The 22,731-nt window shown below is 53.6% G+C and carries 12 protein-coding genes and 1 pseudogene; 11 read left to right on the top strand and 2 right to left on the bottom strand.

Annotated elements, in window-relative coordinates:
* Positions 1 to 71 precede the first annotated feature (71 nt).
* From gcvH to I2B62_RS17885, 9 genes are all read left to right on the top strand, one after another.
* Positions 72 to 452 carry a glycine cleavage system protein GcvH gene (gene gcvH, locus I2B62_RS17925; RefSeq protein WP_195270406.1) on the top strand — a complete coding sequence of 127 codons (381 nt, stop codon included), beginning with the start codon at positions 72 to 74 and terminating at the stop codon, positions 450 to 452.
* A gap of 13 nt (positions 453 to 465) precedes the next feature.
* The gene (locus tag I2B62_RS17920; RefSeq protein ID WP_195270405.1) at positions 466 to 1,350 is read left to right on the top strand and encodes an amidohydrolase family protein; all 885 of its coding nucleotides are present in this window, start codon (positions 466 to 468) and stop codon (positions 1,348 to 1,350) included.
* A 176-nt stretch (positions 1,351 to 1,526) separates the two neighbouring features.
* Positions 1,527 to 2,156 (top strand): M15 family metallopeptidase, encoded by a 630-nt coding sequence (locus tag I2B62_RS17915; protein WP_195270404.1) that lies wholly within the window; start codon positions 1,527 to 1,529, stop codon positions 2,154 to 2,156.
* 21 nt (positions 2,157 to 2,177) lie between these two features.
* Positions 2,178 to 3,548 (top strand): MATE family efflux transporter, encoded by a 1,371-nt coding sequence (locus I2B62_RS17910; protein WP_195270403.1) that lies wholly within the window; start codon positions 2,178 to 2,180, stop codon positions 3,546 to 3,548.
* A gap of 100 nt (positions 3,549 to 3,648) precedes the next feature.
* Positions 3,649 to 6,423, top strand: coding sequence for a UPF0182 family protein (locus I2B62_RS17905; protein ID WP_195270402.1), 2,775 nt, complete (start codon positions 3,649 to 3,651; stop codon positions 6,421 to 6,423).
* 145 nt (positions 6,424 to 6,568) lie between these two features.
* A complete protein-coding gene (locus tag I2B62_RS17900) occupies positions 6,569 to 6,934 on the top strand; it encodes a demethoxyubiquinone hydroxylase family protein (protein WP_038351859.1) in 366 nt (121 codons plus the stop codon).
* A gap of 10 nt (positions 6,935 to 6,944) precedes the next feature.
* Positions 6,945 to 7,754, top strand: a complete 810-nt coding sequence (locus I2B62_RS17895; protein ID WP_195270401.1) for a family 1 encapsulin nanocompartment shell protein — start codon at positions 6,945 to 6,947, stop codon at positions 7,752 to 7,754.
* 125 nt (positions 7,755 to 7,879) lie between these two features.
* A complete protein-coding gene (locus I2B62_RS17890) occupies positions 7,880 to 9,268 on the top strand; it encodes a BrxA family protein (RefSeq protein ID WP_195270400.1) in 1,389 nt (462 codons plus the stop codon).
* Between the two features lie 161 nt (positions 9,269 to 9,429).
* Positions 9,430 to 9,606 carry a hypothetical protein gene (locus I2B62_RS17885; protein WP_195270399.1) on the top strand — a complete coding sequence of 59 codons (177 nt, stop codon included), beginning with the start codon at positions 9,430 to 9,432 and terminating at the stop codon, positions 9,604 to 9,606.
* Between the two features lie 73 nt (positions 9,607 to 9,679).
* Here the strand turns inward: I2B62_RS17885 and I2B62_RS17880 are convergent, their stop codons facing one another.
* Together I2B62_RS17880 and I2B62_RS17875 are read right to left on the bottom strand one after the other, a co-directional pair.
* Complete coding sequence (locus I2B62_RS17880) at positions 9,680 to 13,024, bottom strand: S8 family serine peptidase (RefSeq protein WP_195270398.1); 3,345 nt, start codon at positions 13,022 to 13,024, stop codon at positions 9,680 to 9,682.
* A gap of 33 nt (positions 13,025 to 13,057) precedes the next feature.
* Entirely contained in the window at positions 13,058 to 16,132 is a 3,075-nt protein-coding gene (locus I2B62_RS17875) for a M6 family metalloprotease domain-containing protein (RefSeq protein WP_195270397.1), read from the bottom strand.
* Between the two features lie 281 nt (positions 16,133 to 16,413).
* Here I2B62_RS17875 and I2B62_RS17870 point away from each other — a divergent pair, with 281 nt between their 5' ends.
* A complete protein-coding gene (locus I2B62_RS17870) occupies positions 16,414 to 17,328 on the top strand; it encodes a site-specific integrase (protein ID WP_195270396.1) in 915 nt (304 codons plus the stop codon).
* Positions 17,329 to 17,587: 259 nt separating this feature from the next.
* A pseudogene (locus I2B62_RS17865) lies at positions 17,588 to 22,731 on the top strand (hypothetical protein); the annotation flags it as partial.

Here is a 22,731-nt window from a genome sequence, read left to right as displayed (position 1 = left end):
TTTAACTTGAACTCACGGCGTTATCGTGATATATTAAAACCAAAATATACATTATTTAAGGAGAAAAAACCATGAACGTACCACAGGAATTAAAATACGACAAAGAACAACACCTTTGGATTGCAATCGATGATAACGTAGCAACCATCGGTATTACCGATTTTGCACAGGACAAAATGGGCGATATTTTATTCGTAGAGCTGGCTGATGAAGATGACGAATTTGAACGCGGGGATGAATTCTCAGTTGTAGAATCCGGCAAGAAGGCTTCTCCGCTGGAAGCGCCGTTTGCTTTTAAGGTTCTGGAATCCAATGAAGATTTAGACGATGAACCAGAAGCCATTAACGAAGACGCTTATGCAAACTGGATCGTTAAAGTTCAGATCACAGACGACGAAGGCGTTGAAGATTTAGTGGACGCAGCTGCGTACGAAGCAGCGATTGCTGAGTAAGGTTTTTCTTTAAATGGTCATTGATTGTCATATCCATTGCGCTTTAAGCGGTTTTGGCAAGCTTAAAAAAGAATTGATGGCTGAGGATACGCCGGAGCGAGAAGGCTGGTTTCTGTCATTGGCGACGCGGTACTGTAAGTACAATGTCAAAGCGCTGCGCGACGGGGGCGACGCCTACGGCGCGGGAAGCGCTTTTAAGCCGATCGCTGAGGATGCCGGTATTATCTTCAGGACGCCGCTGGTAGCCCTGTACAAGTCGGGCCATTACGGTGATTTTCTGGGTGAGGCCATTACCGATCTAAATTCCTGCCGCGAAAAAATGGATCAGCTGCTCAAGCGCAGACCTGATTTCATTAAAATTATCCAGTCGGGAATTATGAGCTTTGATCATTTTGGGGAGGCCGGCAGTCTGGAATTTACAGACGAGGAGCTTCGCTACCTGATTAACCGGGCCCATGACGCCGGACTGCGGACCATGGTGCATGTCAATACGCCGAAAGGCATTATGATGGCCATTGAAGCCGGAGCGGATACCATTGAGCATGGATATTGCATAGATGCGGACTGCATTGCAGCCATGAGGGAAAAAGACATTGTCTGGATACCGACCCTGGCGCCCTTTGCCAACATCGCAGGCTGTGATGAAAGCCACCCGCTTTCCCGCTACCGGGAGGTTTCGCAGCGCTATTTTACCGAGCATAAGCTGCAGGTAAGAAAGGCCCATGAGGCCGGCGTGACCATCGCTCTGGGCAGCGACGCCGGCGCCTCACTTGTGATACACGGCCAGGCATCCAGAGAAGAGCTGAGCTATCTGACGGCATGCGGCCTGACAAAGGCCGAGGTGTTCGCCAATGGCTGCAGGGTTCTGGAGCTGGATGAAGCGCAATATAAAAAATGATCACAAATTCAGGAGTCCACCAGGGCTCCTTTTTAATGCATGGGATAAAAAAGAGAAATAGAATCACCAGAGACAAGAGAGGAACCCCCTTTTCAAAAAGCCGGATATCGGGTACAATTAAACGATGTGGGATGTGTGGTCAAAGCACGAAATTTCTGAAAAATAAGGAATTGATTATGTATGAACTCGTAACAATACGTCCGGACAATTTTGTGGATATCGCGGAGTATATACCAACCATTGAAACAGACGTAAAGTATTATTCTGGGGATAATTTTGTAGGCGAACGCATCGAAGGCTACAACGCCCCGATTATTCTGGTAACCAGGGAGACAGCGCAGGCCCTGAAAACGGCTCAGAGCAAGCTGATGACCAAGGGATATTGCCTGCGGATATATGACGGATACCGCCCTCAAAGGGCTGTGGAGCATTTTTTGAGGTGGAAGGACAGACCGGAAACCGGTGAGACCAAGGCCCGCCATTACCCGGATTTAACCAGAGCAGAGGTCTTTGACGAAGGCTTTATCGCCGCCCGATCGACCCATACACGGGGCAGCACCGTGGATTTGACCGTGGTGGATATGCGGGATGGGCAGGCGCTGGACATGGGCGGCTTTTTCGACTATTTTGAGGAAAGCTCCTACAGCAGCTATACAGACCTTTCGGCTGTTCAGAGCCGTAACCGGATGATGCTGAAATATCTGATGCTGTCCTGCGGTTTTGAGCCGTTTTTTCAGGAGTGGTGGCACTTTACTCTGAGTAACGAGCCCTATCCCAATACGTATTTTGACTTTGAAATTCAATAGTAAGAGGTAAAAAATTAAATTATGGACAATGAAAGAAGTACAGAGCTTGGAACCATGCCGGTCGGCCGGCTGATGTTTAAGCTGGCCCTGCCGGCCATTGTGGCCCAGGTGATCAATGCCCTTTACAACATTGTGGACCGTATGTACATCGGCCATATAGAAGGGGTTGGTCCCATGGCCCTGACTGGGGTGGGCATTACCTTTCCCATTATTATGCTGATCACCGCCTTTGCGGCGATGGTGGGTATGGGGGGCGCGCCGCTGGCCGCCATCCATCTTGGAGAAAAGAACCGGGACAGCGCAGAAGGGATTCTGGGAAACGCGGCGACACTGCTGCTGATTCTGTCTGTGGCGCTCACCGCCTTTTTTCTGATCTTTCAGCGGCCGCTGCTCATGGCCTTTGGCGCCAGTGAGAACACCATCGGGCACGCGCTGCAGTACATGACGATTTACCTGTGCGGGACAATTTTTGTAATGGTCACCCTGGGGTTAAATTCCTTTATCAATACACAGGGCTTTGCGAAAACCGGTATGCTGACCGTGCTGATCGGCGCGGTGCTGAACATTATTCTGGATCCGGTTTTTATTTTTGTGTTTGGAATGGGCGTGCGGGGCGCGGCGCTGGCCACCATTCTTTCCCAGGCCGTGTCGGCCATCTGGGTTTTCCACTTTTTAACCGGGAAGAAAACAATCATTAAAATAAAGCCGTCAAGGATGCGCCTGAAAAAAGAATATGTCGTAGGCATTATCTCATTGGGAATTTCCCCCTTTATCATGCAGTCCACCGAGAGCCTGCTCAACATTACCTTGAACGCATCGCTTCAGTTTTATGGCGGAGACCTGGCAGTGGGCGCCATGACCATCATCGGCAGTATCTCCCAGCTGGGGCTCATGCCGCTCATGGGCCTGACCCAGGGCGGGCAGCCCATTATTTCCTACAATTACGGGGCCAAAAACTATGACCGGGTGCGCAAGGCCTATCACCTGATGATCGCAGCCAGCTTTACCCTGTCCATGCTGATCTGGGCGATCGTGGAATTTTTTCCGGAGTTGGTCATCGCTATATTTACAACAGATCCGCAGCTTTCCAGCCTGACCGCCTGGGCGATCCGGATCTTTATGATGTGCATTGGCATTATGGGGCTGCAGACCGGGTGCCAGCAGACCTTTCTCTCATTGGGACAGGCCAAGGTCTCGGTCTTTCTGGCCATGCTGCGCAAGCTGATCCTGCTGATTCCGCTGATTCTGATCATCCCCCGGGTGACCGGCCTGGGAATGACCGGGGTCTTTCTGGCACAGCCCATCGCGGATTTTATCGCAGTGGTGACCACCGTGGCCGTGTTTGCCGTGAAGATCCGGAAGATTATCCCGAGGCCGGCCAAAACAGCTTAAATCCATTAAGCCTAGCATAAAGATTTCGTTAAGATGGCCGTGGATGAACGCAATCTGTGGTATAATATCCTACAACTTCTATATTTAAAGGAAAAGGAAAATGAAAAAAGGAAAAAAAGCCTTCTGGACAGTCGTGGTGGCCGTGGTGGCCATTCTCGCGATACTTTTGTCCCTCAACCATTTTTACGTAGACTATCTCTGGTTTAGTGAAATGGGTTATCTCAACGTCTTTTTTAAGGAGCTGATCACCAAGGCGCAGATCGGCGTGCCCGTGTTTGTGGTGCTGCTGGTGCTGCTCTTCTTCTACCTGAGGTTCTTAAAAAAGATTTCGGAACGTTATCTGGGTATTACCCACGCCGTGCGAACAAAGCGGGAGAAAACCATCGGTGCGGTGGTCTCCGTGGTCGCGGCGGCTGTGATCACCGGCTTTATTGCCAACAGCCTGTGGTCTGAGATACTCCAGTTTACCAACGCCACAGATTTTGGGTCAACAGACCCGCTGTTTGGAAAGGACCTGTCCTTTTACTTCTTTGCGCTGCCGTTATTAAAGGGCGCTTACGGAGTGGTGATGACCTGCTTCTTCGGCATGGTTATTCTGACGCTTTTATACACGGTTTTTGTCATGTACCGGGAAAAGGATTTCCGGATTCAGACAGCCCAGAACATGGACGATTTTAAAAGCGGGGCCAAGGATATTTTTACCACCTTCCTGACCCTGGCGTCCAAGCAGATCGGGGTATTTTTGGGAATCTTCTTCCTGCTTCTGGCTTTCAGCAGCTTTATCAGCCGCTATGAAATGCTCTATGGCGGGACCGGGATGGTCTACGGCGCAGGCGCCTCGGATATTACCATTGGCATGAAGGTGCTCTATGTGAAGATCGCCCTGTGCCTGGTACTGGCAGTGACCTCTGTGATAGCAGGCTTCCGCAAGAATTACAAGTTGATGGTGGCCGGCCCGGTACTGCTGATCGTAGTGGCTCTGCTGGGCGGCGTGGGACAGGCGGCTTACGAGTACCTGTCCGTGGTGCCGAACCAGTATACCAAGGAAGCGCCCTACATTGAAAAGAATATCGCCAGCACGCAGAAAGCCTATGGGCTGGATAAGGTGACCATCAAGGATTTTTCACCGACCCAGGACATTACAGCCCAGGATATTCAGGAAAATGAGGCGACCATCAGCAATATCCCCATCAATGACCAGAAGCCGACCAAGGATATGTACAACTCCCTCCAGGGGATCCGAAACTATTACAAGTTCTATGACGTGGATGTGGACCGTTACTTTGTGGACGGAAAATACACCCAGGTGTTTCTGGGAACCCGCGAAATGGAAAACTCAGCCCTGCCGGAGGACGCAAAAACCTGGGTCAACCAGCATCTGAAATATACCCACGGCTTCGGCGTTGCCATGTCGCCGGTGAATAAAACCAATTCAGTGGGGCAGCCGGAGCTCATTGTCAAGGATATTCCGCCAGTAACCGATACCCAGAGTCTTGAGATTGAACAGCCGAGGGTTTACTTTGGCGAGGGCGACTACAAATATGTGGTGACCAACGCGGCCAATCCGGAATTTGACTATCCGGAAGGGGACGATAACAAGGAAACCTACTACGAAGGCACCGGCGGCATTAAGCTGTCACTGCTCAACCGGATCTCCTTTGCCCTGTACTACGGATCGCCTGAAATGCTGCTGACCAGTGAGATCACCTCAGACAGCAAGATTCTGATCAACCGGAATGTGATGGACCGCGTGTCCAAGATCGCGCCGTTTTTAGAGTATGACAACAAGCCGTATATGGTGCTGGCCGACGGCAAGCAGTACTGGATTGTGGACGGGTTTACCACGAGCAGCAAGTACCCCTACTCCCAGCCCTATGACCAGACCACTGGAAAGAACTACATCAAAAATCCGGTGAAGGTGGTTGTGGATGCCTACAACGGTGATGTGAGTTTCTACAAGGTAGATGACGAGCCAGTGCTGGAAACCTACAGCAAGATTTTCCCGGGGCTGGTCAAGGATGTCTCCGAAATGCCAACAGGGCTGAAGGAGCATATCCGCTATTCCAAGACCCTGTTTGACATTCAGTCCGACATTTATAAAACCTACCATATGAGCAATCCGCAGGTGTTCTACAACCGTGAGGACCAGTGGGAAACCGCCAAGCAGTTCTTTGGCGCGTCCAAGGAAGAAGTGCCCATTGACTCGTCCTATACGATCATGAAGCTGCCGGACCGCCAGACCGAGTTTATGCTGACCACCACCTTTACCCCCAGAAATAAGGACAACATGATTGCCTGGCTGGCCGGGGTATCGGACGGAGAGGACTACGGACAGCTTCTGCTGTACCAGTTCCCCAAACAGCAGCTGGTTTACGGCCCCATGCAGATCGAGCAGCGGATCGATCAGAATACCACCATATCACCGCAGCTGACACTGCTGAGCCAGCAGGGCTCCACCGTGCTGCGCGGCAACCTGATGACCATCCCCATTGAGGATGCCATCATCTACGTGGAACCGATCTATATCCAGGCCAGCGCAGGCGAGAATAACCTGCCAGAGGTCAAAAAGGTGATTGTGAGCTACCAGAATGAGATTGTCATGGCAGACTCGCTGAACCAGGCCCTCGGCCAGATTTTCAACTACGACGCGGGTGAGGCGCCGGCTTCGGCCAATACCGCCGTCTCCACCGCTACGCCGAACAACAACGCAGCGACCAGCGCGGCGGATCTGTCGATCCGGGCGAACCAGCTGTTCCAGGACGCACAGAACGCGCAGAAATCCGGCGACTGGGCAGGCTACGGCAGCAAGCTGAACGAGCTTCAGGATGTGCTGAACCAGCTTCAGCAGGTGACCGGAGCGTCACAGACACAATAAAAGCGCAGGGCCCCTTCCGAATGGAGGGGGTCTTTTGTTTGTCTTAAAATTAACATTAAGTTAGCTAAATTTAACTGTATTTTTGCCTAAAAGTATGTTATAATGATTCTAAAGTATAATTATTTTAGAAGGGAGTTGAATTTTTATGCCATCTTTTGGAGATCCATTTGCAGCAAATGTGGAACGAAAAATGACTAAGAAGGAACTGGCTCAGGCGATTCGCCTCGATTTAGCAGGTGAGCTTGAAGCAATTTATTTATATGATGCCCATGCGCAGGCGACAGATGATCCTGTCGCCAAAAAGGTGCTCGAGGACATCCGCGACGAGGAAAAGGCGCATATGGGTGAGCTGACAACGCTGCTGCGTTATCTGGACCCGGTAGAAGCAGAGCTCTTTGAAGAAGGGGCTGAGGAAGTCCACGAAATGCTCGAGGAGCTGGGAATTGAATCCGGCAGCAGTGAAGCCCAGACCGCAGAAGGCCCGACCGTCGGCAGCCTGATTGAGGACTAGGAGGAACATTATGGACTATTTATCAAGAGAAGCCGCGCCTTTTGGCGACGCGCTTTGGGAACAGATTGACAATACCATTGTTGAAACCCTGAAAAAGTATCTGGTAGGCCGCCGTTTCCTGCCGCTGTACGGACCGCTGGGCCCGGGCGCACAGTCCGTGGTGGTCGACAGCAGCGACAAGGATGAAAGTTTTGAGGACGGCGTGGTACAGACCACAGGCCGCAAGTTCGCAGAGCTGGCGCAGCTGTATGAAGACTTCCCGCTGTTCTGGCGTGATCTGGAAGCCAGTGACCGCACCGGCGTGCCAGTAGATCTTTCCGCTGCCGCCCGTGCCGCCCAGGCCAGTGCCAGGGCAGAGGACGAGCTGATTTTCTTTGGCAATAAAACCCTGGGCGTGGATGGCCTGCTGACCGTGCCGGGCAGCACCACCATCAAAATGGACGACTGGGCAGAGGGGCAGAACGCCTTTGCCAACATCGCCGCTGGCGCTTCGCTGCTGGTGGAAAAGGATATGATCGGCCGCATGGCGCTGGTCATGGGCCCAGACCTTTACTTTAAGCTTCAGCGGATCCAGCCGGGTACCGGTATGATGGAAATCGACCGGATCAAGAGCCTACTGGACGGACACATCTACCGCTCCAACGCGCTGGCCGGAAAGGCCGTGCTGGTGTGTGCGGAGGCACAGTATATGGATCTGGCCGTCGGTCAGGACCTGGCCGCCGCCTACCTGGAGCTGGTAAACCTGAATCACTATTTCAGAATTTTGGAAACCGTGGCTCTGCGTATTAAAAACAGCCAGGCCATCGTTGTATTTGAATAAATAAACAGCTTAAAAGCGCTTTTTCCATCGATAATATGGGAGGAGCGCTTTATTTTTTTAAAGTGTTGCCTTTTAGAAGAAAGCATAATATAATTAAAGTATCACTTAATTAATGGAGAATGGATATGTCAAGGTTCAAACTTAACAAAAAGCTGTCGCAAGACGTTAAAGGGATGATTAACACCGTGCTGGCGCTTCAGGAGGAGCGCTGCCCGGTCGTTAAAAAGCAGCTGGAGCTCGCCCTTATGGATCCCCGGTTTGCCGCGGTGGTCAGCCGCTGCCGGGATACCGCCGCCTCCTTTTCAGAGCGGGATAGGGCTTGGGAGGAGCTGATGGAAATGCTGCCATCCAGGCGTCTGGATTTCGCCAGCATGCGCCAGGACGCTGTATCCTACTACGGAGATGAATCCGAAGCTGTGGACTCTGGCCTGGTCAGCGAGGTGGTGCGGGAAACCTATGACCTCATGACCCAGTACCTGTACAGCGGTCGGGATTTCAGCACAGCATCCTATAACATCACCGGACTCAGCGAACGCTCACTTTGCCGGTCCGACGGGCTGCACCACTTTTTCTGTGACGTGGTCTTTGGCGATATGGAGGCGGATTTTTCCTGGGGCACCCAGTTTGAGCCCCTGAGTGTGGACAAGCACATCTATTTTCGCCTGTATGACCAGTTTGAACGGTTTGAGTTTGGCTGGTGGAAGATTGTTGAGTGCGATAAAAGCCTGTACTTTGGCCCATATGAGGAGGGGAGCGAGATCTCCGGCATGCGGATGCGCAAATCCGCTGTGCGGCAGAAGATCATCACAAAGCCCCAGCCCTTTCTGGGAGAGCATGTGCGCCGCTGCGCCCAGCTGATGCTGGACAACCCCGGCCTGAAACAGACCGCCTTCAAGGAAAAGGCAGTGGCGGAGGACAGCTTTGGCCTGGGCGATAAAAAGCAGACCGCCGATACCGCGGTGCTGCTCTATAAACGCCTCTCCACACTCCATGAACCCATTCTCGCCATGATCCCGGAGATGAACAGCACCGATGTGAGCCTGATCAATACCGTGGCCCGCATGCGCGCCGACTATATGTTTTATCTCTTTATGAGCATTCCCTTTACCCAGTCCGCGGGTATGACACTCATGGATGAGGCCAACCGCTTCATACAGTCCCAGCTGCCCGGCGGGGGGAGCAAAGAGCCTGTGCCCACAGCCTTTGAGGCCATGGCCGGAAGCTTTCTCAGCAGCGAGGAGGGCAGGCTGAGCCTGGAGGACATGCAGATTCTGGACGATATGATGGATTTTGTCGAGGACGCCGGGCTTATCGGCGGCAACGCATACGGCCAGCTTGTCACCACACCCAAGGAGATGACCCCGAGACTGCTAAAAACGCTTCTGGACCACGGCTACGGCGCTTATGTGCGGGCGCTGCTGGGGCAGTACAAGTATGAGCGCATGGGGACAGGCGCGGTCTTTCTGGAGGGGCTCATGAGCCTGCTCGATGAGGAGGATCTGCTGCACTACTAATTTAGAAGCGAACACCTTCCATAACATTTCTGGAAGGTGTTTTTTATATAGAAAAAAACATAAAAACACACTTTAGCCGAAAAAATCCGCCATAAGTTGTTTAAAACAAGAAAAAACGGGTAAAAATATAAAGTGAAAATAAACGTGAAAAGGGGTACAAAATGCTTAAAACAGAAGTGAAGCCATGTGTGTGCGGCGAACCCACAGGGTGTCATCCAGAAACGGACCAGCAGGGCTTTTGGATGGCGTGCAACGACTGCGGCGGTATGGTGGGTGACACCTACGAATATTTTGACAGCTATGAGAAAGTGACACAATGCAATAATGTGGTTGAATAAGGTATAAAAAGGTAAAAAGCCAGACTCTGGAAAACCAGAGCCTGGCTTTTTAATTGGCTGAGCTCAGGCGGGATCAGCGGTTTTGTCTTTTTCTGGAACTCCAGACCACAATGCCCGCCGCGCTGAGCAGCAGCAGCGCCGCCATGCCGGCCATGGGCAGACCACCCGCGATGCCTGTGCCCGCGTTGCCGTTCTGGCCGCTTGTGTTATCCGGGTTTGCCGGAGTGTCCGGATTTACTGGTTCGTCTGGATTTACCGGGTCGTTGGTCTCAACGGCCGTGGATTTGAAAATAAAATTGCTGTCCGTGGTGTAGGTGCGGGCCAGCACATAAAACTGCCCTTTATAGGCCGCAGCCGACGGATTGGCCAGAGGCCCGTTATCCACCCGTTTTTCATAAGGCATAAGCCCGCCCGAAAGACCAAGGGTGTAGGCGTCGGTGGCGCCGTCTGAGGTCTCAGGACCTACCAGCATGAAGCCGTCTTTAACAGCAGCGCTGGCAAAGCCGGACAGGTTGCCGGTGTTAATGCCTGTCATATCCAGCTCGGCAGGCGTATAGACCCCGTTATCCAGCGTCAGACGTTCCACGCCCGGCAGAGTACCATTCTGGTTGCCGGCTTCCAGACCGCCGCTTACAATAAGCTGCCCGTGTCCGGCGCTGACTAGAGGCCCGCTGGCCGTCCGGAGCGTATTGCCCATTGGGGTGAGCGTGTGGCGCTCTAAATTGACAGCATCGACGGCATTGCTTGACGCGCCGCCCACTGCCAGCAGCTGTCCGTCATTGTTGACCAGCGTAGCGGAGGACGGCAGATCCTTGCCGCTAAATCCGGGAGTCTGAGTCCAGGTGCTGCCGTCATAGGTCAGGATCATGCCTACTGTTCCAATATCGTGGCTGTAAATCAGCAGCTTGTCCTGCCAGACAACCGCCGTTGCGTTAATCATGGGGGTGTCCTCTGGCAGCGCCACCTGATCCCAGGTTTGGGTATTGACATTAAAACGCCAGAGCATGGTTACAATTTCAGGGAAGTTATAAAAATGAGGGATACAGTAGAGGTAATCGCCAAAGCCCACCATCTGGTAAGCCTCCGTATCGAAAAAGGCGCTGTCCTCCGGCAGGGGCAGTGTATTTTCAAAATACGCCACATCCTTGATCTCGCCAAAGTCGTAGGATTGGTGCCCCTCGCCCTTTTCATAAGACGTGACCGATACCCGGGCCATGCCGCTCACAACCGCAGGCCGTGCGACCACCAGCCGCTGGCCGCCGTCGCCGGCAGTTTCCTTCGACTGGATTTGGGCCGCCTTGCCGCCAATGGTGACAGCTGGGCTTTCGCCAAAGAAGTAGCCGTCAATGGTTACCGTGTCGTCCGTGATATCCGCGGCGTTGACCACCGGATAAGGGTTAGCTGTCACCGATTGGCTCAGGTCGATGAAGCCGTCAGACACGCACAGGTCCTTAAATTCATTGTATTTGGTGACACTGCCGATGGTGCGGGCAGCGCGTTTTGCCGCCGAATCATCCTGATAGCGTTCAGCCAGCACCGCCACCGCGCCGGTGACCATGGGCGTTGCCATGGAGGTACCGTCTGAGTAATTATAGGGAAGCGTAGTGCTGCCAACACCCAGGTTATCGATATAGACCGCGTTGTCCTGGTAGACATATTCGCCGTGGCCGTTAGGGAATGTCATATCAATTCCCCTTAAGGTCAGGCAGAGCTGGAAGTTCATGTAGTCAGTATTTTCAGGCAGAATCTGAGACGCTCCGGAGCCGAGGCCGTTAAAGCCGCCGTCCCGTCCGCGGGCAAAAGAATTATCGACGTTACCGTTGAGCGGCGCAAAAGTGCCGTCTGTCAGCCGGACTTTTATCTCAGCCTGACCGTTGCCGTGGCCGTCCTCACCCGCAATGTTCAGTGAAAAACGATAAACGCCAGAAGCGTCGAAACCAGAAGCCTGCATCAGGTCAACCGGCTGCGAGTAAACCGTATTACCTTCCTTGGTGCCCTGGAGCTTTAAGCTGTTTTGACCATTATACACTTTTTCTCCGGTGATTTCTCCGCACGCCTTACCCTTGGCAGGATCAGCGTCGGTATAAAACTGAAGCGAACCGGCGTTTTCAAAGCCCTCGTAAAAGAGATTGCTGTCAGAAAATTCCGGATAATAAAAGGCTTGATCCGTTGGCCAGGTAGACAAAATCCGGGAGCCGGGCGCCACGATATCCGTGGTACGCTGGCCATAGCAGCTGTAAGCGGCCAGCAGGCCATAGGCGTTGGCCGCGTCCACTACAATGGCGTAAGGGTTATCGATAAAAGTGGAGGAAAGGATCCCGGTTTTATCGTTATCCGTTGCCGAGTTGGCAGACCCGTAAACTGAGATCATGCCCATTTTACCCAGCTTTTCCACAGCCATATCCAGGGATTTGGGTGAGCCAGAGCTGGTAAAGGAGCAGTTGACCGCCTTCAGGTTTACCTGAAGGTCGATGGCAGACGCCATGTAGTCATAACATGCCAGCACCGTGGAGACAAAGTTTCCGTAGCGCAGCGCCATGATTTTGGCGTTCTGCGAGGTGCCGGAGACACCACCGTTTCCCCATTCTGCCCCGATGATGCCCGCGCAGTGTGTGCCGTGGCCGTTGGGATCAGAGGTATCCGCCATCTGCTCAGGCGTATAGCCGCCATAGTTGATACCGTGCTCACCGCCGGGCAGGCCCAGATCGCCTTTGCTCCACATTTTATTTTTGAGATCCGGGTTGTTATGGTCTACCCCAGTGTCCAGCACCGCGATGACAAGCTCCTGATCGCCAGTGGTACCAGAAGGCTGGTTCCAGCCGTCATAATGCATGTCAAAGCCTTTCAGCGAGCTGAAATAATCGCCAGTGTTGTCATAAGCCCACTGGTAATTGGTCATGGTATCCGCTTTGTTGACCGCGCCGGGCGCCGTGGCCACAGTCTTGGTTTCTCCTGGAATAGACGTTTCCTGCCCGGCGGTTCCTTCTGTATCCGCCGCCGATGGTTCCGGCGTCACCGCCTCCGCCGCGCTGGCTTCGTCCGTGATGGGCGCGATGGCATAGTTCGGCTCAGCGAAGCTTACCTGAGGATAGGTGTTAAGCTCAGCGATGAGCGCCTCTGTGCTGCGGCTCTCGTCCCGCACCAGGGCCAGCACCTGGCCGTTATTATCCACAGACGCGCTGCGGGCTCTGGCGTCCGGTGTCTCAGATAAATCCATGAGAACCTCAGCGCCTGAGAGCAGGTCCGGTACCGCGCTGCGTGAGAGCGGCGAAGCCTTTTCCATACATACAATGGCCTCGCCCTCTGCGCAGTTGTCATAAGAAACAGAGGGTTCATCCTCCTGGGCTAATGCGCCCGCCGGCACCACGGATAAAACCATGAGCAGGCTGAGTAAGATACATAAGATGCGTTTTTTCACAATATTCTTTCTCCTTATATTTTTCCAATCATTTTATGATGATTTTTGACTTTTACGATAGGCAGCCAGACCGCAAAGCGCCGCGCCCAAAAGACCAAGACAGCAGTACAGAGAGGCCTGCGGCCCTAAAAGACCCGTGGACACACTGCCAGACCCGTCCACGCCGGCGTCAGAGCTGCCGCCGGGCGTACCCGGTGTGACTGGTGTGACTAGTGTGTCCGGCGTATCCGGCGTGGCGGAAAAGACCGTCTCCGTCTGGTAATAGCGCATGTCGCCGGTACTCAGGTCAAGGCCAGTGATGAGATAGCGGTCCCCAGTCCACAGGCCCGGGAAAGCGTTCTGGCCGCTGATGGCCCTTACCGTCTGGCCATCGCTGCTGATGAACAAATAATCCCGGCATTCGGTGTCATTGTTGTTTTCCAGATAGGGAAGCGCCGGGGCGGTAAAAAGGCTTTCCACCGCAATGCCCGAGGGGCCGTTCTTTACAGAAAAGACACTGGTGAGCGCAGTTTCACCAGTGCGCACACGCCCAAGCACCTTGGATTTATCCATCAGGTTACCGTCCGCGTCAAAGAAAGAACCCAGAATACTTCTGTAGGAGCTGCTGAAGCTGGCTGCACTGCCTTCGCCTAGATAGCCTGTCTCGATGAGCACCACGCCGTCCTTTTGGGCCGCCGCGCCGATCACCGTGTTGGTGCTGGTGCACTCTGTCCGCCATTTTTGCGTGTCACTGTCCATGCTGTAGAGCGCCAGATAGTCCTTGTGCTCCCAGAGACCAGTGGACGCCCGCTCCCATACCGCGTATTGGCCAGCGTCGAGGGGGAGCAGCTTAAGCTCACTGTTAGGCTGTTCGCCATAAACAGAGCAGCTGGTTACCGGATTTTTAAAGTCGATGGTCTCGATCTGGATACCCGGCAGTACTTCGCCGCTGCCGTAGAAGGGCTGCCAGGCCTTCACCTTATCGCCAGCCGGAAAGAGAGTGGGGCTGCCGCTTACCGTGTAAGGCCCGGCCAGCACCCGGCCGTTTAAATCCACCAAGAAAAGATCCGTGGCGTCCGCCGTCTTATTATAAAGCCCCAGCGCCAGCGTATCTCCGGTAAGGGCAAAGCCCTGAATATCCGAGTAAGCTTCAATGTTGGGGATGGATTCCACATTCAGCAGAGTTGTCTGGAAATCCGAGTCCACAATCAGGAGCTGCACCCGATCAAAATAGTTAAAATGGGTTTCGCCAGAAGGCTTATACGTCCCCATCAAACGGAAGATCCGTCCGTCCGAAAGCGCCGCGAGATCGGTTTCCCTGCATCCGAAGGAAGAAGGCTGATCCAGCAGGACACCATTGCTCTGGATAACGGGGCCATCCCCAGTGGACACCGTAAAGCGGATCTTCTCAGAGGTCACGCCCTGTCCCAGATCAAAATATTTCTCGGGAAATACCAGGGTGTACGTCATGTTGGCTTTCAGGTCTGCAATGTTGGCGCTGTCCGCGGGCCCCAGCGCCAGAGATTTTTCATTGATGGCGCAGTGCATGGGGTAAGAAACGCCGTCCGGCCCCTCCAGCGTAATGGGCTGCCGCGCGTCGTCAGAGGGATTATCATTTACCGGTATATTGGCCGTAAAGGTAAAGGAGGGCAGATTGGTCAGGTTATCCAGAGGGCTGTCCGGCGTCAGCGTCAGCGACGGCACCACAGGCGGCGTGCTTTCAAATCTTACGCTCAGGCTGGCGTTCTGGGTATTCAGGTTTTCAAAAACCGCCCCCGTATAGGCCTGATACATACCGCCGAAAAAGCTGCTGTCCGGTGTGGTGTCCGGCGCCAGACGCATGCCGTCTGTGTAAAACAACGGCGAAAAAGGCATGCTCTGGTTCTCCGGCCCCACCGCCTCAATGAGCTTGGGCGCAGTCGGCGTTGTGTTCATATACAGAAAGTTCGAGCCTTCCGCGTTCAGCGTCGCGTTGATGTGAAAAATACGAAAGCCGCTGTCCGGCATATTTGGGTAATTAAGCCCCTCGTTGTTAAGCCCCGGCACATCGTACTGCACCAGGAAATATTCCGAGAACATGCCCGAATCCGTGGGGGAAACCACCGCGATTTTAGAGCCGCCGCTGTCCGAAATGGCCTTTAAGGCCAGCTCCATATTACCGTCCGCCGCCGAAACCCGGGTAATATCCTCAGGATCAAGCCAGCCCAGCAGCCATTTGGAAAAGCCGTTGTGGTCGCCCGAGTTGTCACACATCATGTCAAAGGTGCGGATGCCGTTCTCATAGGTCTGCGCCGTGTAGGAGTAATAATCCGCCAGGCCCAGCATGTGGCCCGTCTCATGGATCAGCGTCTGGGCACCGTAGGCTGAGTTTTCATGCAGGAGGACATAGTCCGAGAGTGCCACGCCATCCAGTACAAAGGGCTCGCTGCCATAGTGTTCCTTTTGGCTCCACCAGGGGCTACTCCAGCCCGTGTCTGGCCCGGCAAAGTGGATGTAAACACCGTCGATGAGCCCGTCACCGTTGCCGTCAAACTGGCTGAAATCCATGCCCTGGGCATCCAGCGCAGTCATGGCCTCCTTAAAAAGGCTGACCATGTTCAGGCTGTAGGTATCCCGGTTGTTTGCTGCCGTGTAGCTGGCCACCTGGCCTGTTATATTCAGCTTTCCGTAGGAGGAACGCCCGTAATAGGCCGCCAGGCTCTCGTAGGGGTAGCCGGGCTGGTCGCTGCCCGACGGACCAAAGGCGATCTTTTCGAGGGCCGCCTTGGTATCCGCGTCATCGAAGGAATAGTCGGGAAAATCCACCCGGATCAGCAGAATCTTCGCCTGTCCGGTGGTAGCCATGCCCGTTTTCCAGTCCGAGGGCACCGACCGCAGGTTCGCCGCCCCGGCCTCGCGGGCCTGGGCCTGGGCGATAAGCCCCGGATCCGTCTGGTTGAGGGACAGGCGCTCGTAGTAAGCCTGCCGCTCGGCCAGAGAGCCGTCGGCCCGGTAACTCTCGAGCATTTCCGCATTTGGTATACAGGGGCTGGACGCCGTCTCCTGGGCGCTGGCCCCGGGGGTCAGCAGCCACAGCAGGAGCAAAAGCAGCAGCGCTGCAAAGCCGTAATGTTTTACACGTGTGTTCATGAGCGTCTCCTTTGAGTATCGTTGCTATCATTATAACATTTTTTGACTGGGCATGTCCTACCGTTTACATCAGAAAATGACCGTCTGTCACATTTTATTCACAAAAGGAGATTTGTTAAAGCGTGTTTTTCAAACCAGCAGCTTCATCGGGGAAATACTGATTTGAAAATGTTTTTTGCCTGATGTTCACTTAACTTTTTTATTATAAAATATATTAGATCAGTAATTTTACAGTCTTTCGGGTAATAGCCTGTAAATAGCATTAAAAAGGAGACAAAGTAATGAAAAAAGATATATCATTTGAAGCATGGCTGCAAAAACGCAGCCCAAAGGTAAAGGGAAGTACCCTTAAAACCTATAAAAGCTATGAGAGGGCGCATCTACTGCCCTTTTTCGCAACCTTGATGTTGGGGGAAATTACCGTCAAAAAGCAGAAGCAGTTTAAAAAATGGCTGCGAAAAAAGCTCTCAGCTAAAACCGCACGCGACATTCTATCCTATCTGCGTACTATTCTCAAAGAAGCGGCACGGAAAGGGTACCCGGCGACGTTCAAAAAACAGAAAATTAAGGTCGTCCAAAAAGAAAAGGAAATTTTAACCCATCAACAGCATCAGACGCTCAGCCATCAACTGCGGCAGAGTATAGCCCCGCAGGACATGGGTATTTTGCTGTCCATGTCCACTGGCCTGCGCCTGGGCGAGGTGCTAGGGCTCAGACAGAAAGATGTTGATGTGGAGGCCGGCGTATTGCGGGTACGCCTTAACCGCCAACGCGTCTACAACCCCAAAACCGGTTCATACCCTGTGGTGTGCCAAAGCCCAAAAACCATAAAAAGCCAGCGGGATATCCCGCTGCATCCGGCTTTGCAGAAAGCACTTGCCAGCTACCTCAAAAGACAAAGTGTACAGGATCAAAACCAGCCACTCATTGCCGCTGCGCCGGGCAGAGCCTGCGACGCCAGCAGTCTCCAACGACGATTTAGTCAGATAAAGTCCCGGATGGGACTGAGTTCCGGGCTCACCTTTCACAGCCTGCGCCACAGCTTTGTGGCTAGAGCTCTGGAGCTAGGTGCCGATATGCACACTGTATCAGAAATCTTGGGGCACAGCAACGTGGCTTTTACGCTGAGCGTTTATGGCCATTGCGTCAGTGAACAAAAACGCCTGCAAATGGAAAAAATGGCTAAATGCTTTTAAGAATCATAAAAAAAGACGTTAAGTTAGGAACTTAACGCGAAATGTATAAGCATACATACTATTAGGGTATCATAAAGGTGAAAAATTAGCAAGACATTAAAGAAAAAAGTTAATGAAAAGTAAAGCACGTTAACTTAATAACAAACTTCGGGAATAAACATAAGCATTTTTAATATTTTCGCGTTAAGTTCCTAACTTAACACATAACCTAAATAAAATGTGTATTGAAAATAAAAAAATGAAGCAAAAGGAGACCACCATGAACCCAACCGTAAAAACCACGCTTACCAAAACTTTGATCCTTGTTTTCCTCGCCCTGGCGGCGTTTTTTGTGCTGCCCGGCGGAGTGTCGGCTGAAACGGCTGGGGACTTTACGGTGGAGGGCAATTCCTCCGGTTACACGTATGACGCAAACACCCTGACCGTTAACAGCGGTGCGAATCTGACCATCAAAAACACAAATTTGGCCGTAGCCACCTCGGACAAAATCGTGGTGCAAGGTAACGCAACCGTGACACTGGCTGGGGTGAACATTGACGTGAGCGGCAATGCGGATAGCTGCGCTTTTGCTGTAAAAAGCGGCGCTGCTCTTGATCTGATTCTGGCCGCGAATAGCGACAACAATCTGAAAAGCGGCGATTACTGCGCTGGACTGAACGTGCCGGAGAATGCAAAGCTGACCATCGGAAGCGATGCCAGCAGTCCCGGCACATTGGAGGCTACTGCCTACCATTATGGAGCGGGTATTGGTGGAAATATTGGAGCGCAGAGCATCAGCGGAGTCATCACTATTAACGGTGGTGTTATAAGAGCCCAAGGTAGTGATGGCGCGGGCATTGGCGGTGCATCTACCAATGATCATAACAAAGTAGCCAAAAGCAGCAGCGGAGACGTCACTATCAACGGGGGCAGTGTAACGGCCATAAGCAATTATGGTGCGGGCATTGGCGGCGCCCATGCGTACTCGTATGGTTCTGATGCCACCAGCAGCTGTGGGAATGTTACCATCAATGGCGGCACGGTGACGGCTATTGGCGGTGCGTATAGCGCAGGTATCGGTGGCGGCCATGCTGAAACAGGGGATGGTAGTAGTGGTTATAGGGCTACCAGTCAGGGAGGTGAGGTGGTCATTACCGGCGGCAGTGTCAAAGCAACGAAAGGGTCCAATGCCCGAGATAATATCGGTGGTGGAAAAACGACACAGGGCACTTGGGGTGATGGCACTGAGACCTCCGGCACCCTCAAAAACGCCGTGGATGGCCCAGACGTTTCCCTTGTCACTCTCACCGTCAACGACGCGAATAACAATCCCATGGCTGCCAAAGCCATCAACACCCTGACCGTGGGCAGCTACACTGGCGACGCCACGGCAGATGCCACGGCTAAAAAATACGGCATCAAGGACGTATCCACCGACGCCGACGGCAAGCTCTATCTCTACCTGCCCGCTGACGACCCAGCACAGGGCAGCCCGGCCTATGCCACCCTGAGCGGCGATACCACCAATACCCTGTACGCAGGCAGTGTCACCGGAACAGACGACAGCCGCAGTGCAACCCTTGCGCCCTCTGACGGCAATATCGACGTGAGCACCATCGGCGGCAATCTGTACATCTGGGACGACGGCTTTATGTACGGCACAGCGGCGGACGAAACTGCCAAACTGCCCTACGGCGGCAATTATACCTTAACAAGCAATGGTACTACCACAAATAACACCGTCACCGTCATGCCCGGCTACAACGGGAAAACAGACGGGGAGAATGGCTACAAAACCATCACCCTTGACGGGCTGAATATTGACGTGAACGGCAATCAGGATACCTGTGCCTTTGTCCTCAAAGAGCCAGACAACGGCATGTCCGGCGCAATCGTCAACCTCGTGCTGGCCGCGGATAGCGACAACAATCTGAAAAGCGGCAATTACTGTGCTGGACTGAATGTACCTGATGGAGCGAGACTGACCATCGGCAGCGATGGCGGCAGCTCGGTGGGCAGTCTGACGGCTATGAGCGGTAGTTACGGTGCGGGAATTGGTGGCAATGGTAATATAATGGCTTTTGAAGAATATATCAGTAGTGGTGATATCATCATTACCGGCGGCACTGTGACGGCTAGAGGTGAAGATGGTGCGGGAATTGGTGCCGGTTATGGCAGCTATGTCGCCTCCGGCACAAGTGGACCCATCACCATTACTGGCGGCACTGTGACGGCTGAAAGTGCACATGGTAAGGGAATTGGCGTCGCTTTTGGCGGCTCCGGCACAAGTGACCCCATCACCATTACCGGCGGCAGCGTTAATGCTTCCTCCATCACCAACACGCCAACCAATGGTACCGTAGACGTCTCCCTTGTCACCCTCACCGTGAGTGACGGCAGCAATGCCAAAACCAATGCGGCCATTGATACCCTGACCACGGGCGGCTACACAGGCGACAACACGGCAGATGTCGCGGCTAAAAAATACGGCATCAAGGACATGACCACCGACGCCGACGGCAAGCTCTATCTCTACCTGCCCGCCGACGACCCGGCACAGGGCAGCCCGGCCTATGCCACCCTGAGCGGCGATGACACCAATACCCTGTACGCAGGCAGTGTCACCGGAACAGACGACAGCCGCAGCGCAACCCTTGCACCCTTTGACGGCGCCATTGACGTGAGCGCCATCGGCGGAAATCTGTACATTTGGGACGACGGCTTTATGTACGGCACAGCGGCGGACGAAAACGCCAAGCTGCCCTACAGCGGCAATTATACCCTGAGTGGCGGCACAGCAGACACGCCTATCACCAACACCGTCACCATCATGCCCGGCTACAACGAGTCGGCCGTGAGCAAAACCATCACCCTTGACGGGCTGAATATTGACGTGAGTAACGATACAAATAGCTGCGCTTTTGTTGTAAAAAGCGGCGCTGCTCTTGATTTGATTCTGGCCGCGAATAGCGACAACAATCTGAAAAGCGGCGCTAACTGTGCTGGCCTGAACGTGCCCGAGGATGCGGAACTTACCATCGGCAGTGAGGGCGCTAACCCCGGCAGTCTGACAGCCCAATGTGGAGCGAAAGACCATAGTGAACTTACAGGTGGTTCTGGCATCGGTGGTGGAAAAGAGCAGGGTTGTGGAACAATCACTATTAATGGCGGAACAGTCTCGGCATATTGTGGTGAAGAAAAATTGACATATTTTAGTCGTGGAGCCGGAATTGGCGGCGGTGATCAAGGCGCTGGCGGAACGGTTACTATCACCGGCGGAACAGTCTCGGCATATGGAAGCATAACAGGGGGTGAAGCTCGTGGAGCCGGAATTGGCGGCGGTAATCAAGGCGCTGGCGGAACGGTTACCATCACCGGCGGAACAGTCTCGGCATATGGAAACATAACAAGGGGTGAAGCTTATGGAGCCGGAATTGGCGGCGGTGATCAAGGTGCTGGTGGAACAGCCACCATTAGCGGCGGCAACGTCAAGGCGACCTCTACAAACGGCGGTGCTGGTATCGGCGGCGGACAAAAGGGTGATGGCGGAACAGTCATTATCACTGGCGGCAACGTTCAAGCTACCTGCGGTGACGGTGCAGAGCCCATTGGTAAAGGTAAAGGCGGCACCAGCTCCGGCACCCTCAAAAACGGCACCGAAGATAATGCCAAAGACGTCTACTGCGTCACCATCACCGGCGTAGATGCAGCCACCCCCGTCTTTCCCGCAGGCACCCCGGCTCCGGCTGATTATGGCTTAAACGACGTCCAGACCGACAGCGAGGGCAAGCTTTATTTTTACCTGCCCGCCAATGACACCAGCACCCCAGAAACCTATACCACTATCAGTCTGAAAAAAGACAGCGTGGACGGCAGTATAGCCACCGGCGATCTCTGGGTAGCGGAAAACCATGGCAATACTCTGCAGATCGGCGATGACGACACCAGAGCAGCCTTTGATACCAACCCCTTGATCTATAGTAAAACCGCCCAGATACCGGCCTTAAAAAGAGGAAATGATACCCTTGATCCAAGTGTGATCTATTATAAAGATGCCAGCAGTAACTGGAGTGGTGACAACACTAACGTTGACGCCGCCGCCGGTTACGGCGTCATTGCCCAGACCTCAGCAGACAGCAGCACCGCCTATGGCCAGAAAATCATCAAGACCGACTACGAAATTAAGCAGGCCGCTCCAGTGGTCACCTGGCCCACCGCCACACTGACCTACGGGCAGACCCTGTCCGAAGCCAGCCTGGCAGGCGGCAGTGCCAAAGATGTGAACGACGCGGATCTGCCCGGCAGCTTTGTCTGGGCGGCACCCGATACAAAGCCGACAGTGGCCGACAGCAAGACCCCCTATACCTTAAAGTTTAACCCAATAGACAGCACGAACTATACATCTGTCCAAAAAGACGATATGACGGTTAGCGTGAGTAAAGCCAACCCGGCGTATGACGCACCAGACAATCTCACCGCCACCTACGGCCAGACCCTGGGCGATATGATAACCCTGCCCGAAGGTTTTAGCTGGGAAGACAATCTCACCACATCCGTTGGCAACGCAGGCAGCAATCGCTTCATGGTAACCTACACACCAGCCGATACCGCCAACTACAACGTGGTCACTGGCATCGAAGTTACGATTACCGTGAGCAAAGCAGAAAGCCAGCTGCAATTCACAGCCAGTTCGGCTACCATTACTTACGGCGACAGCTTTACCCTGAGTGTGACCCCGGCCGTCAAGGCGGCGAACACCCTGAGAAGCACGGCGCCTGACACCGTGACCTTTTACGTGGGCGCGGCGTCAGAAGGCAAAAAGCTGGCCGAGATAACCGTGACCGAGGGGCAGCCAGCCCAGGCTGCCATTGACAAAAACAACGCAAACTACCCAAATGCAGGCACGGCTACCCTCACGGCGGTCTATAACGGCAGCAGCAGTCTGAACGGCACACAGGAAAGCACTACGTTGACCGTGAGTAAAGCCGACCCAGCTTACAGCAAACCGGCCAATCTCACCGCCACCTACGGCCAGACCCTGGGCGATATAACCCTGCCCGAAGGCTTTAGCTGGGAAGACAATCTCAGCACATCCGTTGGCAACGCAGGCAGCAATAGCTTCAAGGTAACCTACACACCAGTCGATACCGCCAACTACAACGTGGTCACTGGCATCGAGGTCACGGTTACCGTGAGCAAGGCCGAAAGTCAGCTGAATTTCACAGCCACCCCGTCGGACATTCCCTACGGCGACAGCTTTACCCTGAGTGTGACCCCGGCCGTCAAGGCGGCGAACACCCGGAGAAGCACGGCGCCCGACACCGTGACCTTTTACGTGGGCGCGGTGTCAGAAGGCAAAAAGCTGGCCGAGATAACCGTGACCGAGGGGCAGCCAGCCCAGGCTGCCATTGACAAAAACAACGT

It is taken from the genome of Eubacterium sp. 1001713B170207_170306_E7 (genome assembly GCF_015547515.1).
In the GTDB taxonomy this organism is placed as follows: Bacteria; Bacillota; Clostridia; order Eubacteriales; family Eubacteriaceae; genus Eubacterium.
This window is presented reverse-complemented; position numbering and strand designations above follow the sequence as displayed.